This is a genomic window from Mangrovihabitans endophyticus (assembly GCF_014646155.1).
Lineage (GTDB): Bacteria > Actinomycetota > Actinomycetes > Mycobacteriales > Micromonosporaceae > Actinoplanes > Actinoplanes endophyticus.
In genome coordinates, this window is the sequence record NZ_BMMX01000001.1 from 1,057,886 (window position 1) to 1,074,736 (window position 16,851).

Below are 16,851 nucleotides of genomic sequence, written 5' to 3' on the forward strand. Positions count from 1 at the left end.
ATGGGCGAGAACGGATGGTGGACGGCGGTCGTCGAGCGGATGGCCGCCTACCAGCGGGCGAATCCCGCCAACCTGCCCGGCGCGGTGCTGGCGGTGGAGACCGCCGGCACCGCCGGCCCGCAGGTTGCCGCCGTGGGCGCGGGCTGGACCGCCGACACCATCTGCACGCTCGCCTCGATGAGCAAGACCTTCACCGCCGCCGCGGTGCTGCTCGCCCTGGAGGACAACGGATCCCTGGACGTCGACGCTCCGGTGGCCGAGTTCGCCGGCATGGAACCCTTCGCGAGCGACCCGGTCAAGAAGCGCATCACCGTGCGGCACCTGCTGCAGCACACCTCCGGCATGCCGCTGTATCTGCCGTACGGCGCGCCACCCGAGGCGTTCCGCCCACCCCGGAATCCGCCGGACATCTGGCCGGAGGGCCCGGGGACGCTCGGGCCCACCGTGCGCTGGCGCGGCTCGCCCGGTGACACCAACGAGTCGGTGTCCCTGGGCGGCGACCGCAGACCGGCCCGGACGGCCACCCTGGACGAGGTCAGTTCGTTCGTGATGCGGACATACCCGTTGCTGCACGAGCCCGGCGCGGAGTACACGTACAGCTCGGCGAACCATGTGGTGGCCGGACGGCTGGTGGAACGGCTGACCGGGCAGTCGCCCAACGTGTATCTGCGGCGCCGGCTGTTCCGGCCGCTGGGCATGCGCGACTCCTTCTTCGTCGCGCAGCCGCCGGGCGATCCGGAGCTGCGCCGGCGCATCGACGAGGGGGTCACCCGGGAGCAGCGCGACCGGGTTGCCCCGCTGTCGCTGATCACCCACGACGGCCGGTGGCCGCCGGAGATCGCCCCGGGTGCCGGCGGCGGGTGGGACCGGCTGCGCCGCGGGTGGCGGTACGTGTTTCCGGAGGGCGGCATGTACAGCACCGCCGCGGACCTGTTGCGGTTCCTGCGGCTGCTACGTGACGGCGGACGCTGCGGCGCCGCCACCGTGTTGTCCCCGGCGGTGACCCGGCTGCTCACCGCCGACCAGGGCTTCGCCAGCACGATGGGCCTGGGCTTCCGGTCGACCACCACCCCGTACGGGCAAGGCCCCGGAACGCTGGACCACCTGGGCAACCTGATGACGTATTTCTGGTACGACCCGCGGCCCGGTGATCCGCTGCTCGGGGTCTTCCTCAGCCAGCGGCTGGCCAACGCGGTGCTGCGCAACAACATGGCCGACGGGATGCGGGCCATCTTCCGGGAGTTCGTCCCGGCCGTCTACCGGGAGCGCGGATGAGCCGGGTGGAGGAGCGTTTCGCGGCGACCGCCGCACGCGTGCCGGACGCCGTCGCCGTGTGCGACGGCCCGGCGCGGATGCGGTACCGGGAACTGGCGGACGAGGCCGGCCGGCTGGCCGCGGACCTGCGCCGCCGGGGCGCCGGTCGCGGCGCACTCGTCGCCCTGGTGCTGGATCGCGGCCTGGATCTGGTCGTGGCGATGCTCGCCGTGCTCAAGACCGGTGCCGCCTTCGTGCCCGTCGATCCGGACCTGCCCGCCGCCCGGATCGGCTTCCTGCTGGACGACTCCGGCGCCGCGCTGGTGCTGACCCTGCGCCGGTGGCACGCCCGTGTGCCGTCCGGTCCGTTCGCCGTGCGGTGCCTCGACGACGGGCCGGACGATCCGGCCCCGGACGACCCGGCCCCGGACGACCCGGCCTTGGAGGACGCTGGCGCTGCCGGCGGTGCCGAGGACCTGGCGTACCTGATGTACACCTCGGGGTCCACCGGAACACCCAACGGCAGCCGCATCGCGCACCGCTCCGTCGTCCGGCTCGTCTGCGACACCGACTACGTGCGGATCGGCGCGCCGGACCGGGTCGCGAACGTGACAAGCGTCGGCTTCGACCCGGTGATGTTCGAGATCTGGGGCGCCCTGCTCAACGGCGCCTGCCTGGTGGTGCTGCCACCGGACCGCGTGCTGGACCCCGGCGCCCTCGCCGCCGACCTGCGCGCCCACCGCATCAGCGTGCTGTGGCTGACCGCCGGTCTGTTCCACATGACCGCCGCCGCCGAACCGGGGGCGTTCGCCGGCCTGTCGGATCTGCTGGTGGGCGGCGAGCCGGTGGACGCCCACTGGATACGCCGCGTGCTCGCCGCCGGGCCGCCCCGGCGGTTGCTCAACGCGTACGGCCCGACCGAGGCCACCACGTTCGCCGCCTGGCACCTGGTGCGGCGGCTGGCACCGCAGGCGCGCACCGTCCCGATCGGCCGGCCCGTCGCCGGTGCCCGCTTGTACCTGCTCGACGAACTCCGCCGCCCGGTGCCCGCCGGAGTCACCGGGGAGATCTACATCGGCGGTGCCGGTGTGGCACGCGGGTACCACAACCGTCCCGCGCTCACCGCGCAACGGTTCGTGCCCGACCCGTTCGCCGGCCGCCCCGACGCCGTGATGTTCCGCAGCGGAGATCTCGGTCGGCGCCGGCCGGACGGGGAGGTCGAATACCTCGGCCGCCGCGACCGGCAGATCAAGCTCGACGGCGTGCGGATCGAACCGGGGGAGATCGAGACGGCCTTGCGCGGCTGCGCGGGAGTGCGGGAGTGCGTGGTGGCGCCGTACCGGGACCCGGCCGATGTGCCGCGTCTGGCCGCCTACGTGGTGCCGGAACCGGATCCGCCGGACGGCCCCCGCCGGGACGGTGCCGCGTCGGTGCAGCGATGGCGCGAGCTGTACGACGAGGTGATCTACGCGCGGCTCGGCGCCGAGACGCCGACCGGGGACGACCCCACGTTCAACCTCGCCAGTTGGGTGAGCAGCTACACCGGTTCGCCGCTGCCCGCCGGTCAGATGCGCGAACAGGTGACGCAGACCGTCGAGCGGGTGCTCGCGCTGCGGCCGGAACGGGTGCTGGACATCGGATGCGGCACCGGTCTGCTCCTGTTCCGCGTCGCGCCGCACTGCTCGGCGTACCTCGGAACCGACCTGTCCGCGACGGCCGTGCGGCACGTGAACGCCCTGCTCGACCGGCACCGGCCGGCGCTGCCGCAGGCCCGGGCCGAGCGCCGGGCTGCCGATGATGTCACCGGCCTGCCGCCGGGGGACTTCGACGTGGTGGTGCTCTCCTCGGTCGTGCAGCACTTCCCGGACGCCGGCTACCTGCTGCGCGTGCTGGCCGGCGCCCTCGACATGGTGGGTGACGGCGGCTGGATCTACCTCGCCGACGTACGCAGCCTTCCGCTGCTGGAGGCGTTCCACTCGTCGGTGGCGTTGCACCGGGCCGCGGAGCAGACCCCGGCGGCGACGGTACGCGGGGCGGCGCACCGCAGGCTGCGCCAGGAACCGGAACTGGTGCTGGATCCGCGGTTCTTCACCGCGCTTGCGGCCTGGGACGCTCGCGTGCGGACCGTTCACCTGCACCTCAAGCGCGGCAAGCACGACAACGAACTGACCCGCTTCCGGTACGACGTCCTGCTGCGCGTGGGTGACCCGGCGCGCGGCCCGCGGCCCGCGACCGAACCGCTGTGGCTGCCGTGGCGCGGGCTCGCCGAACTGACCGCGGCGGCGCGCCTGCGTCCCCGGCCGCCCGTGCTCGGGGTTCGGGGGGTGCCGAACGCCCGGGTGCTGGCCTGCGTCGAGCAGTCCCGGCTGCTGGCCGCCGGGGCGTCGGCCACCGCCGGGCGTGTCCGGGCCGCCGCGGCGCGCCGTTGCGCGGGCCGGGGCGTGCATCCGGAGACACTGTGGACACTCGGCGGTCGCCTGTCGTGGAGCGTCGAGGTGTGCTGCCCGGCCGATGGCGACCCGGAGACCTGTGACGTGGTGCTCCACGACACGGGCGCGGCGATGGTCCCGGCGCGCCACACCGGCGGCGCCGACCCCCGGGCGTACGCCAACCATCCGCGGTCAATGCCGGCCACCACGCCGACGGCGGCCGGGCTGCGCCGGGAACTGGCACACCGGCTGCCCGCCGCGCTGGTGCCGTCCGCGATCATCATGCTGGACCGTGTGCCGTTGACCCCGAACGGCAAGGTGGACCGCGCCGCGCTGCCCGCCCCGGAACCGGCCGCGACCACGTCACCGCCGGGAGGTGCGGATGCCCGCGGCGCCACCGAACGCGCCGTGACGGCGGCCTTCGCGAAGGCGCTCGGGCTCGACCGGGTCGGTGCCACCGACAACTTCTTCGACCTCGGCGGCACCTCGCTGGCCGCCTCCGCGGTGGCCGCCCGGCTGCGCCGGGACCTGGGCGCGGACGTCTCGGTGGTGTACCTGTTCGACACGCCGACCGCGCGCGGTCTCGCCGCGACGATCGACCGGGCGGACGCCACCGGGCCACCGGGCGACGGCGGCCGGGACGACCCGGCGTGGGCGCGCGGCCGGGCACGCCGGCACCGCAGCGGTGGCGCGACGTGAACGCCGACCCGGACGTCGCCGTCGTCGGCCTCGCATGCCAGGTGCCCGGCGCGCCGGACGCCGACCGGTACTGGGCGAACCTGCGCGCCGGGGTGGAGTCGGTCACCGTCTTCGACGCTGCGGAACTGCGCGCGGCCGGCGTGGACGACGCGCTGCGGACCCGGCCCGACTACGTGCCGGCCGCGCCGGTGCTGGCCGACCCCTCCCTGTTCGACGCGGACTTCTTCGGCTATTCCCACCGCGAGGCGTGTGCCCTCGACCCGCAGCACCGGCTTTTCCTGGAATGCGCCTGGGCAGCGATGGAACACGCCGGATACGCCCCGGGCCGGCAGACCGGGCCGGTGGGTGTCTACGGCGGGTCGGCTCTCAACTCGTATCTGCTGTTCAGCGGTCTGCTGCCGCGGCTGTCCGACGACTACCTGTTCACGCTCACCGCCAGCGACAAGGACTTCCTGGCCACCCGCGTCTCGTACAAACTCGGGCTGACCGGGCCCAGCCTGACCGTGCAGACGGCCTGCTCGACCTCGCTTGTCGCGGTGCATCTCGCGGTGCGTGCCCTGCTCGCGGGCGAGTGCGACATGGCGCTGGCCGGCGGGGTGTCGGTGCGCGTGCCGCACCGCGTCGGCTACCTGCACGACGGCGGCCATATGCTGAGCGCCGACGGCCACTGCCGGCCGTTCGACGCCGCCGCGGGCGGCACCCTGTTCGGCAGCGGTGCCGGGATCGTGGTGCTGAAGCGGCTGGACGACGCCCGTGCGCAGCACGACACGGTGCACGCGGTGGTCCGGGGCAGCGCGGTCAACAACGACGGCGCGGACAAGGCGGGGTTCAGTGCGCCGAGCGTGCGCCGCCAGGCGGACGCGGTCGTCGAGGCGTTGGGCGCGGCCGACGTGGACCCGGCGACGGTGGCCTACGTCGAGGCGCACGGCACCGGCACGCGGGTGGGTGACCCGATCGAGGTGGCCGCGCTGACCCGCGCCTACCGCCGGTTCACCCGCGCGCGGGGCTTCTGCGCGCTCGGCTCGGTCAAGTCCAACGTGGGCCATCTCGACGCGGCGGCCGGCGTCACCGGCCTGATCAAGGCGGTGCTGGCGCTGCGCCACGGCGAGATCCCGCCGACGTTGCACTTTCGGCACGCGAATCCCGACCTGCGGCTGGACGAGACCCCGTTCCGGGTGGCGGACCGGCTCGAACCCTGGCCGGCCGGCGCGGGGCCGCGGCGGGCCGCGGTGAACGCGCTCGGCGTCGGTGGCACCAACGCGCACGTGGTCCTGCAGGAGGCGCCTGCCCCGCCGGAACCGGCCGCGTCGGTTCCGGCGCGGCCGGTGGTGCTGCTGGCGGTGTCCGCCCGCACCCCGCACGCCCTGGCCACGCTGTCCGGCGCGGTGGCCGACCATCTCGCCGCCCACGGCGACGCTCACCTGGCCGACGCGGCGTACACGCTGCAAGTGGGCCGGGCGGCTTTCGCCTGCCGCGGGTCCGCCGTCGCACGCACCGCGGCGGAGGCGGCGGAAGCCTTACGCGCGGCCGGTTCCCGCCGCATGCCCGCCGCACCGGCCCGCGCCGCCCCGCCGCCCGCGGTGGTCTTCCTGCTGCCCGGCCAGGGTGCGCCGGATGCCGGTGTGGGCGCCGGGCTATACCGGCACGAACCGGTGTTCCGGGCAGGCGTGGACCGCTGCGCCGACCACTTCGCGTCCCATATGGACACCGATCTGCGCACGCTCGTGGAGCGGGGTGCGCAGCCGCGGGGCGGCGCCGCCACCCAGGCGGCCGTGTTCACCCTCGGGTACGCGCTGGCCAGCCTCTGGGAGTCGTGGGGAGTGCACCCGGCCGCACTCGTCGGGCACAGCCTCGGCGAGTTCGTCGCCGCGTGCCTCGCCGGGGTGTTCCCGCTGGAGGCCGCCGCCCGGGTGGTGGCCGCACGCGGCCGGCTCGTCGACACGGTGCCGGCCGGCGCGATGCTCGCCGTGCCGCTGTCCGAGGAACGCACGCGTGCGCATCTGCGCGACGGTCTCACGGTGGCGGCCGTCAACGCCCCCGCCCAATGCGTGGTCGCGGGGCCGCTCGACGCGGTCGCGGAACTGGCCGACCGGCTCCGCCGGCAAGCGGTGCCGGCGCGCCGGTTGCCGGTGACCCACGCGTTCCACTCCGCGATGATGGAACCGATCATCGCGCCGTTGCGCGCGTCGGTGTGCCAGGTGTCACCCGCTGCGCCCCGGATTCCGTTGGTCTCCACGGTGACCGGTGCCTGGATGCGTGACGCGGAAGCCACCTCAGCGGACTATTGGGCCCGGCACCTGCGCCGGCCCGTGCGGTTCGCGGACAGCCTGCGCACGCTGGCCGGGCTCGGCCGCTACGTGCTGCTGGAGGTGGGTGCCGGCGGGGCGCTCGGCGGGCCGGCCCGGCAACAGCCCGGCCCGCTGGCGGTGGTCGACGGCCCGTCCGGCGACGACGCGCCATCGGTGGTGCGCGCCCTGGGCCGGCTGTGGGAGGCGGGCGTGGATCCGGACTGGGCGGCGTTCTCGGCCGGGCAGCCGCGCCGCCGGATACCGTTGCCCGGCCACCCGATGCGCCGTCGCCGGTGCTGGATCGACGCGCCACCCGCCGACGTGGACCCGGAGCCGCCCGAAGCCCACGCCGGGACGCTCCCGGACCGCCCCGCCGCCGCGTCCGGCACCGCGGCACCCGCCAAGTCCGGCACCGCGGCACCCGCCGAGTCCGGCACCGCGGCGCCGGACGCCGATGCCACCGCGGATGCCCGGGATGCGGCCGCGCCTCGCACTGCCACCGAGGCCGTCGTCATCGCGGTCTGGCGGGCGGTGCTGGGCGACGTCCCCATCGGCCCGCGGGACAACTTCTACCACCTGGGCGGGCACTCTCTGCTGCTGACGCGGGTGGCCGCCCGGCTGAACGGGACGTTCCGGATCGACCTGCCGCTGCTGACGCTGATGGAAGCGCCCACGGTCGAGGAACTGGCCGCGCGCATCGACGACGTCTTCCGCTTCGGCAGCCGTCCCACCGCACCGGCACGAAGGAGAACGACATGAGTGTCCCGCAGTGGTGGACGCGCGTGACCGGCGAGGTCCGTGCGGAACACGAGACAGACCCGGCGCAGTTGCCGGGCGCCACCTTCGCCGTGCAGACCGGCTCCGACGAGCCGCTGTTCGGCAGCGTCGGCTCCGGCTGGTCGCCGCGCACCATCTGCGCGATCGGCACCATGACCAAGGCCTTCACCGGCACCGCGGTGCTGCTCGCGCTGGAGGAACACGGTCTGCTTGAGGTGGACACCGAGGTGTGGCGGCTGCCCGGCATGCGCGCGTACGCCGAGCATCCGGGCAAGAGCCGCATCCAGGTGCGGCACCTGTTGCAGCACACCGCGGGACTGCCGTCGATCCAGCCCTACACGGACAGCCCGAAGAGCCCCTGCAACGATCCGGACGGTCCACCGCCGTACTGCCCGCAGGCCAGCGTCGCGCTCGGGCCCACCGGCACCTACACCTGCTACCCCGGCGGCGCGAACGAATACATGGTCGCCGACGGGCACTGCCAGCCTGCCCGCACGCTGACCCTGGACCAGGTCAGCGAGCATCTGATGCGCACGTACGAGCCGGTGACCGAACCCGGCGCCGCCTACCTCTACAGCACCATCGGCTACGTGATCGCCGCGCGCATCGTGGAGTCGTTGTCCGGCCAGTCCGTGAACCGGTTCCTGCACGAGCGGGTCTTCGCACCGCTGGGCATGACGGACTCCTTCTTCATCGCCCAGCCCACCGGAGACCCGGATCTGGACGCACGGATGGACGACGGGGTGAGCGCCGGGCAGCGCGCCCGGATCGCGGATGTCGCGCTGGTCACCCGGGACGGTCTGATGCCACCCGAGGTGAGTCCCGGGCCGGACGGCCGCTGGGACAAGTACCGCCGCGGGTGGCGCTTCGTCTTTCCGGACGGCGGCATGTACACCACCGTCGTGGACCTGATGCGGTTCCTGCGTGTGGTGCGCGACAGGGGTCGCGACGGCGACCGCCGGGTGCTGTCCGATCGGGTGGCCGCCCTGCTCGCCGACGACCAGGGACACGGGCACACCATGGGCTTCGGCTATCGCACCCAGGCCACCCCGTACGGGCAAGGGGTGGACACCCTGGAACAGCTCGGCGGCATGATGACGTACTGCTGGCTGGAGCCCCGGTCGGAGCCGTCGCTGATCGGTGTTTTCCTCAGCCAGCGGCTGCCCAACATCGTGATCAACCCGAACATGGGTGCGGCGATGAAGGTGATCTTCCGGGTCTTCGTCCCCGGCGTGACCGGCGCGGTGCGGGCCGGTCAGCGATGAGTGGCGACCGGCCGCAGTTCGCAGGGTGGGCCGCCCGTCTTCGCCCGGCCGGCTCCGGCGGTGACCGGTGGACCGTCTCGCTGAGCCTGGCCGCCCAGCCGAACCTCGCCGGCCACGTGGTGCAGGGCGTGCCGGTGCTGCCCGGTTCCGTGCACGTCGAGCTGGCGCGGGCCGCCGCCGCGGCGACCGGCGGGAACCGCCCGGAGACTCTGCGCCATGTGCGTTTCCTGCGCTTCTTCGTGGTGCCCCGGGACGAGCCGCGCGACCTGCGGATCACCGTGACGCCGGTGCCGGGCGGCCGGGAGGTCGCCGTCACCGGCGCGGACACCGGAATCCGGCACGCCGTCGCGCACGTGCCGGATCCGGCGGCATCCGTGGACGCCGGTGACGACGCACCGCCGGCCGGCCAGGCCGATGCGGTGTGGCGTGGTGGTCGCGCGCTGACCGGTGACCGGCTGTACGCCGGGATGCGCGACGCGGGAAACCGGTTCGGTCCCGGCTTCCGTGCGATCACCCAGTGCCGCGTCGGCGCAGGCGAGGCCGTGGCCCTGATCACCGGTGTGGACACCGACGGTGCCGTCGTCATGGACGCGGCCATGCAGGTGCTGGCGGCGGCCGTCGGCCCGGACCGGCCCGGCACCCTGGTGCTGGCCGGCGCCGACATGCTGCACCTGCCCGGCCGTCCGGTGCGCCGCGTGCACGCGCGTCTGCGTCCGGAGGCGACGGACGGCGACATCGTCGGTGATGTGCGGCTGTTGGACTCCGGTGGCCGGAACGCCGGCGCGCTCTGCGGGGTGCGGTTGCGCCGGCTGTCCGCTGCTGCCGAGGAGAAGCCGCCGCCCGCCACCCGCCCCCGCGTGGTGGTGGCCGCCACCTTCACCGCCGAACCCCTCGCCGACGCGCTCGCCTTCTGGCTGGACACGCTGGGCCTGGACGCGGATGTCGCCTTCGCCCCGTACCGGCAGGTCTATCAGCAGCTCCTCGACCCCGACAGCCTGCTGTGCACGAACACCGGCCCGGCCAACGTGATCCTGGTCCGCGCGAGCGACCTCACCCCGGCGGTCGGCGACGGGGCCCGCTACCACCTGCCCGAGGTCGGCGATGTGGCACATCTGCACGAGTACGAGACCGCCTTCCTCTACGACGAGATCTTCGTCCGGCGGTCCTACCTGCGGCACGGCATCGTGTTGCCGGACGACGCGGTGGTGGTGGACGTGGGCGCCAACATCGGGCTGTTCACGCTGTTCGTGCACCACGAGTGCGCCGCGGCCCGGGTGTACGCGTTCGAGCCGTCCCCGGATGCCGCCGACGCCTTGCGGCGCAACGTCGCGACGCACGGCCCGGCCACCCGGGTGTTCGAGGCGGGCCTGGCCGAGGCGGACGGCGAGCGTCCGTTCACCGATTATCGCAACGCCAGCGTCTTCTCGGGGTTCGCGGCCGACGCGGTGCGTGACCGGGCGGCGGTCCGGGCGGTGGCCGGCAACGTGCTGCGGAGCGTGGGCGGGACGCACCTCACCGGCCTGCATGCGGTGCTGGACCGCCTGACGGGTGACCGCCTGGACGCCCGGACCCTGCACCGCAAGGTCACCACACTGTCGCGGGTCTGGCGCGCGGAGGGCCTGACCCGGGTCGATCTGCTGAAGATCGACGCGGAGGGGTACGAGGAACGGGTGCTGCGCGGCATCGCGGACGAGCATTGGCCGGCGATCCGCCAGGTGGTGGTGGAGGCGCACGACCCGGACCGGGTCCGGCGGGTGCGGGACATCCTGGCGGCGCGCGGTTTCACCGTCGTGGCCGACGACGACGCGATGCTGCGCGGCACCGGGTACGCCGGGATCTTCGCGCGCCGGCCCGCGGCGCGATCCTCCGGGCCGCCCGCCCGCCGGTCCCGCCGGCACGCACCCTCGTCGTTGCGGCACAACGTCGACGACCTGGTGCGGGCGGCGCGCCGGGCGGCCGAGACGACGGCGGTCCCGCTCGTCGTGGTGCTCTGCCCCCCGCCGGCGCCCGAGCGGCGCGATCCGGCGCAGCGGCGGCGTCTGGACCGCGCGCAGCACCGGATCTGCGAGGGACTGGCCGGGATCCCCGGGGTGCAGGTGGTCACCGCGCGGGACGTGCGGCGTGCCCACCCGGTGCGGCACGTCGACGCGCCACGCGCCGAGGAGCTGGGCGGTGTCCCGTACACCGGCCGGTTCTTCGCGGCGGTGGGGACGCTCGTCGCACGCCGGATCCTCGCGGCCGGCCGCCCACCGGCCAAGGTGCTCGTGCTCGACTGCGACGAGACGCTGTGGGCCGGACGGTGCGGCGAGGACGGGCCGCGCGGCGTCCGCCTGGAGGCGCCGCACCGGGCGGTGCAGGAATTCGCGTTGCGGCAGCGCGCCGCGGGCACGCTGCTGTGCCTGTGCAGCCGCAACAACGCCGCCGACGTTTTCGCGGTGTTCGCCGCCCGTGACGATCTGCCGTTGCGGCCGGAGCACCTGGCGGCGTGGCGGCTGAACTGGGCGGCGAAGTCGGACAACCTGGCCGCCCTGGCCGCCGAGCTCGGGGTCGGCACCGACGCGATGGTGCTGCTGGACGACGATCCGGTGGAGTGTGCCGAGGTGCGCGCGCACCGGCCCGAGGCGCTGACCGTGTGCCTGCCGTCCGGACCGGACCCGGTCGCGGCGGTGCTGCGACACCTGTGGGCCTTCGACCGGGCCGACGTCACCGGCGAGGACCGCACCCGCGCGCGGTGGTACCGCACCGAGCGGGACCGTGCGGCGGCCCGTTCCGGCGCGCTGGACTTCGCCTCCTTCCTGGCCGGGCTCGACCTGCGGGTGGTGGTGGCCCCGGCGACGCCCGCGGATCTGCCCCGCATCGCGCAACTGACCCAACGCACCCATCAGTTCACCACCACGGCGGCCCGGTTCGGCCCGGCTGGGCTGCGCGCGGCCCTCGCCGCCGGGCTGGAATGCCGGACCGTCCGGGTGCGCGACCGGTTCGGCGACTACGGCCTGGTCGGGGTGATGCTGTTCCGCGTCGCCGGGGACGTGCTCGACGTGGCGGGCCTGTCGCTCAGTTGCCGTGCCCTGGGGCGCGGCGTGGAGCACCGGATGCTCGCCGCGCTCGGCGAACTGGCGCAGCATCGCGGCCTCGGCGACATCACGGTGCCGCTGACCGAGACCGGGCGCAACGCCCCGGCGCGCGCCTTCCTGACCTCGGTCGCCGGTCCCGCGCCGCGCGACGGGGACGTGCTGCGCTTCGCGGTGTCGGCAGCCGCCGCCGCGCACGCCACCTTCCGGCCCGGCGACGAGGAGCCGCCGGCCGCCGAACCGCGCTCGCCCGCCGCGGCCGGGCCGGAACGCTCGGGTGCGCCACCGTACGAGCGGATCGCGACCGAGCTGAACCACCTGGACGCCGTCGTCGCGGCGGTCGAGCGGCGGCGCGCCCGGCGGCGTCCGTCCCTGGCCGGGCCGCCCGGCACGCCCGGCGACGACCTGGAACGCACCGTCGCCCAGGCGTGGCGCCGGATCCTGGCGATCGACGACGTGGGCATCGACGACAACTTCTTCGACCTGGGCGGCACATCGCTGCGGGCGGTGCAGTTGATCGCGGAACTGAGCGAGCGGTTCGGCCGGGCGTTGCCGGCCATCGGCGCGTTCGAGCATCCGACCGTCCGCGCGATGGCCGGCATGTTGCGCGGCGGCGCCGAGCATGCCGGGGACGCCGGGCAGCGCCGCGGGCTGCGCCGCCGGTCCGTGCCGCCCCGCTCGCGCGCCGCCGGAGAGGGCGGGTGACGGCGGTGGACGAGCAGGACGTCGCGGTGATCGGCATGGCGGGCCGGTTTCCCGGCGCGGCCGACGTGGACCAGTTCTGGGACAACCTGGTCGCCGGGGTGGAATCCGTGACCGGGCTGTCCGCGGCCGACCTGCGTGCCGCCGGGGTCCCGCCGGAGGCCCGCGGCCATCCCCGGTACGTGCCGATGGCCGCCCTGCTCGACGGTCACGACCTGTTCGACGCGGGCCTGTTCGGCTATTCGCCGCGGGAGGCGGCGCTGATGGACCCCCAGCACCGGGTCTTCCTGGAATGCGCGTGGACCGCGATGGAACACGCCGGGCACGACCCGGCCCGGTTCCCCGGCGCGGTCGGCGTCTATGCCGGCGCGGCGATGAACAGCTACCTGTACGCCACCGGCGTCGCGGGACAGTTGCGGGAGCGACCGGTCGCCACCCTGGTCGCCAACGACAAGGACTTCCTGACCTCCCGCGTGTCGTACAAGCTGGGACTGCGCGGTCCCAGCATCACCGTGCAGACGGCGTGTTCGACTTCGCTGGTGGCGGTGCACACCGCGTGCCAGGCGCTGCTCGCCGGCGAGTGCGACATGGCCCTGGCCGGGGGCGTGGCGGTGCGGGTGCCGCAGCGTGCCGGCTACCTGAGCGAGCCGGACGGTCCGCTCTCGCCGGACGGGCACACCCGCGCGTTCGATGCGCGCGCCGCCGGGACCATGCTGGGCAGCGGCGTCGGCGTGGTGGTGGTGCGTCCGCTGGCCGAGGCGCTTGCCGACGGCGACACGGTGCACGCCGTCATCAAGGGGTCGGCGGTCAACAACGACGGCTCGGCCAAGGCCGACTACACCGCACCCGGGCTCGGTGGCCAGGCCGACGTGGTGGCCGAGGCGCTGTCCCATGCCGGCGTCGACGCGGGCACCGTCGGCTACGTGGAAGCGCACGGCACCGGCACGCCGCTCGGCGACCCGATCGAGATGACCGCGCTGAGCAACGTGTTCCGCCGCGCGACGTCGAGGTGCGGGTTCTGCGCGGTCGGCTCGGTCAAGACGAACCTCGGGCATCTGGACGCGGCCGCCGGTGTGGCCGGGCTGATCAAGGCGATCCTGGCGGTCCGGCACGGCCTCGTCCCGCCCACCGTGCACTTCCGCGCGCCCAACCCGCGGATCGACTTCGCGGGCTCGCCGTTCTTCGTGAACACCGAGCCGCTGCCGTGGCCGCGGCGGACCGGCCCGCGCCGGGCGGGCGTGACGTCGCTCGGCATCGGCGGCACCAACGCGCACGTGGTCCTGCAGGAGGCCCCGCCGCCCGCCGCCTCCGGGCCCGCGCGCTCGCCGGCGCTGCTGGTGCTCTCGGCGCGTACGCGGTCCGGGCTGGACGCCGCGACGGCGGCCCTCCGCGCCCACCTGGACAAGCATCCGGAGACCGGGATCGCCGACGTGGCGCACACCTTGCAGGCCGGGCGCCGGATGCTCGGCGTGCGCCGGGCGGTGCCGTGCCACGACAGGGGCGAGGCGGTCGCGGCTTTGGGCGCGCCACCACCGGCCACCACGGTCCCGGCCGGCCCGCACCCGGTGGTCTTCCTGCTGCCCGGTGGCGGCAGCCGGCGGCCACCGGACCTGACCGACCTGGTGAACGCCGAGCCGGTGTTCCGCACGGCCCTGCACGAGGGGCTGGACGCGCTGCACGGGTTGAGCGACTACGACTTCGCCGCGCTCACCGCCCGCGGCGTCGCGGACCCGCCGCCGGAGTACGCGCGCCCGTCGATCCAGCTTCCGCTGCTGCTGATCGTGTGCCGGGCAGTGGCCGCGCTCTGGACGTCGTGGGGGATCCGGCCCGCGGCGCTGCTCGGCCACAGCCTCGGCGAGATCAGCGCGGCGTGCCTGGCCGGTGTGCTGACGCTGCCCGGCGCGCTGGACATGGTGGTGGCCCGCGCACGGCTGCTGGAGAGCCTGCCGGTGGGCGAGATGCTCAGCGTCGCGCTGCCCGTCCAGCGGGTTCGCGACCTGCTCGCCGATGATCTGGATCTGGCCGCCGTCAACGCCCCGAACAACTGCGTGGTCTCCGGTCCAGCCGGACGGATTCGTGCGCTCGCCGCCCGTCTGACCGGTGACGGGGTGCGCTGCTCCGTCGTGGCGGTGCGCTCGGCCGGTCATTCCCGGCACCTCGATCCGATTCTCCAGCCGTACCGGGCGCACGTCGCCGGTCTGACGTTGCGGCCCCCGTCGGTGCCCTTCCTGTCCAACCTGACCGGCACCTGGATCACCGACGAACAGGCCGTTGATCCCGGGTACTGGACGCGTCAGATGCGCGGCACGGTGCGCTTCTCCGACGCGGTCGGCGAACTGCTGCGACACCCCGGCCGGATGTTCCTGGAGGCCGGACCCGGGTGGGCGCTGAGCACGCTGGTGCGCTCGCACGGGATGACCGGCCCGAGCCGCACCGTGGTGCCGTCGCTGCCTCCGCAGACCGCGCCCGGCGGCGCCCGCGCGGCGCTGGTGGGCGCGCTGGGCCGGATGTGGCAGGCGGGCGCCGACGTGGATTGGGAGGGGTTCGCGGCGCCGGAACGCCGCCGCCGGGTGCCGCTGCCGACCTACCCGTTCGAACGGCGGCGGCACTGGTTCGACGGGGGTCCGACACCGGCCGGCCCGGCGGCGGAGGCGGCCGAGCCGTCGGCGGCGCCGGAGTCGTCCACCGAGCAGATCATGGCGGGCCTGTGGCGGGACATGCTCGGCGTGCCCACCCTGTCGGTGCATGACGACTTCTTCCAGCTCGGCGGCACCTCCCTGCTCGTGACCGAGATGATGGCGGCGGTCAACCGCACGTTCGGCACCGAGCTGACCACGCTCACCCTGATGGAGTCGCCCACCGCGGCGGGCCTGGCGGCATGCGTGGACGCCGTACGGCCGCCCGCCGTGGCCCGCCGCGGTGGGCGCGACGCCGAGGAGGCGCGATGACCGGGGCGCGGATTCCCGGTCCCCGGCCCGTGCCGTTGCTGGGGGCCCGCGGGAACTTCCTGGCCTTTCTGACCGACGCCGTGGCGCACCTGCACCGGCTGCACGAGCGGTACGGCGAGGTGGCCGCCCTCGCCCGCGGGGACACCGGTCATGTCTTCGTCTTCTCCCCGCGGTACAACCGCGTGGTGCTCGGCGACCCCGACCTGTTCCACAACCTCGACGCCGCCTCCGCGCCCGTGCGGATGCCGCAGGACAGCTCGCTGCGGCGGCTCTACGCCGGGCTGACCACCATGAACGGGGAACCCCATCACCGGGTTCGTCGGCTGGTCGCCGCCGCGTTGCCGCGGCGCCACGTGGAGACGTACGCGGGCGACATCACCGACGTCACCGCGCGGCATCTCGCCGGCTGGCACACCGGCGACCGGCTCGATCTGCTCGCCGAGATGCGCACCCTGACCATGGCGGTGGCGGTCAAGACCCTGCTCGGTCTGGAGCCCGGCGCGGACGGCGGACCCACCGGCCGCCTCCTGCAGGACTGGATGGACGCGGTGTTCTCGGTGCCGGCCATGGCGATGCCGCTGGACGTTCCGGGGCTGCCGTACCACCGCCTGCAGACGCTGTCCGACCGTCTCGAACGCACCGTGCGGGATCTGATCCGCCGGCGCCGCGCCGGGCCGTCCGGCGGGCGTGACGCGCTGGCCCGCCTGATCCACGCCGAGGAGCGGGGCGTGCGCCTGAGCGACGAGGAATTGGTCGGGCAGACCGCGTTCCTGTTCATGGCCGGGCACGCCACCACCGCCGCCGCCCTGGCCTGGACCGTGCTGTTGCTGTGCGCACATCCCGGTGTGCTGCACGACCTGGCGGACGAGGTGGACGGCGCGCTGCGCGGTGCGCCGCCGGACGCGGCCGGGCTGGCCGCGCTGCCGTTGCTGACCCGGGTGGTCAAGGAGAGCCTGCGGCTGCTGCCGCCGGTCGCGTGGTGGGGGAAGGTGAGCACCGCTCCGTGCGACCTCGGCCCTTACCGGCTGGAGGCCGGCGCCACCGTGGTGTTCAGCCCCTATGTCACCCATCGGCTGCCCGAGCTCTATCCGGAGCCGGACCGGTTCGCGCCGGATCGCTGGTTGACCTGCGATCCGGGCCCGTACGAGTATCTGCCCTTCTCGGCTGGCCCGCGCGCCTGCCTGGGCGCGGGTTTCGCGATGCTGGAGATGCGGCTCGTGCTGGCCATGCTGCTGCAACGATGGCGCCCGCAGATGCGTTCCGGCGCTCGCATCGATCGCGGCGGCCTGATGGTGCTGCAACCCCGGCCCGGACTGCCCGTCACGCTGGCGCCGATGGCCGGGCGCGCCGCTGCGGCGAGGCTGCGTGGCACCGTGGTGTCCACATTGGATCTCGATGGTTCGCGCTGAGCCCGCGGC

Annotated in this window: 7 protein-coding genes; all 7 read left to right on the forward strand. The window is 74.7% G+C overall.

Annotated elements, in window-relative coordinates:
- Genes IEY73_RS04205 through IEY73_RS04235 form a run of 7 tightly spaced genes read left to right on the forward strand, consistent with a single transcriptional unit; the run spans position 1 to position 16,842 of the window.
- Positions 1 to 1,275 (forward strand): serine hydrolase domain-containing protein, encoded by a 1,275-nt coding sequence (locus tag IEY73_RS04205; RefSeq protein WP_189077625.1) that lies wholly within the window; start codon positions 1 to 3, stop codon positions 1,273 to 1,275.
- Positions 1,272 to 4,382, forward strand: a complete 3,111-nt coding sequence (locus tag IEY73_RS04210) for an amino acid adenylation domain-containing protein (RefSeq protein ID WP_189077626.1) — start codon at positions 1,272 to 1,274, stop codon at positions 4,380 to 4,382. Before IEY73_RS04205 ends, IEY73_RS04210 begins: the two co-directional genes overlap by 4 nt.
- Positions 4,334 to 7,429 carry a type I polyketide synthase gene (locus IEY73_RS04215; RefSeq protein WP_189077627.1) on the forward strand — a complete coding sequence of 1,032 codons (3,096 nt, stop codon included), beginning with the start codon at positions 4,334 to 4,336 and terminating at the stop codon, positions 7,427 to 7,429. The genes IEY73_RS04210 and IEY73_RS04215 overlap by 49 nt, the downstream gene beginning before the upstream one ends.
- Positions 7,426 to 8,712: a serine hydrolase domain-containing protein gene (locus tag IEY73_RS04220; RefSeq protein ID WP_189077628.1), complete on the forward strand. Its 1,287-nt coding sequence runs from the start codon at positions 7,426 to 7,428 to the stop codon at positions 8,710 to 8,712. Before IEY73_RS04215 ends, IEY73_RS04220 begins: the two co-directional genes overlap by 4 nt.
- Positions 8,709 to 12,488 carry an FkbM family methyltransferase gene (locus tag IEY73_RS04225; RefSeq protein WP_189077629.1) on the forward strand — a complete coding sequence of 1,260 codons (3,780 nt, stop codon included), beginning with the start codon at positions 8,709 to 8,711 and terminating at the stop codon, positions 12,486 to 12,488. Before IEY73_RS04220 ends, IEY73_RS04225 begins: the two co-directional genes overlap by 4 nt.
- Positions 12,485 to 15,433 (forward strand): type I polyketide synthase, encoded by a 2,949-nt coding sequence (locus IEY73_RS04230; protein ID WP_189077630.1) that lies wholly within the window; start codon positions 12,485 to 12,487, stop codon positions 15,431 to 15,433. Before IEY73_RS04225 ends, IEY73_RS04230 begins: the two co-directional genes overlap by 4 nt.
- A complete protein-coding gene (locus tag IEY73_RS04235; protein WP_189077631.1) occupies positions 15,430 to 16,842 on the forward strand; it encodes a cytochrome P450 in 1,413 nt (470 codons plus the stop codon). Before IEY73_RS04230 ends, IEY73_RS04235 begins: the two co-directional genes overlap by 4 nt.
- Positions 16,843 to 16,851: the final 9 nt, after the last annotated feature.

Excerpts from the sequence above, each read along its gene's own strand:
- IEY73_RS04205 (WP_189077625.1), top strand. The coding sequence starts at position 1 with ATGGGCGAGAACGGATGGTGGACGGCGGTCGTCGAGCGGATGGCCGCC.
- IEY73_RS04235 (WP_189077631.1), top strand. The coding sequence starts at position 15,430 with ATGACCGGGGCGCGGATTCCCGGTCCCCGGCCCGTGCCGTTGCTGGGG.
- IEY73_RS04220 (WP_189077628.1), top strand. The coding sequence starts at position 7,426 with ATGAGTGTCCCGCAGTGGTGGACGCGCGTGACCGGCGAGGTCCGTGCG.
- IEY73_RS04225 (WP_189077629.1), top strand. The coding sequence starts at position 8,709 with ATGAGTGGCGACCGGCCGCAGTTCGCAGGGTGGGCCGCCCGTCTTCGC.
- IEY73_RS04210 (WP_189077626.1), top strand. The coding sequence starts at position 1,272 with ATGAGCCGGGTGGAGGAGCGTTTCGCGGCGACCGCCGCACGCGTGCCG.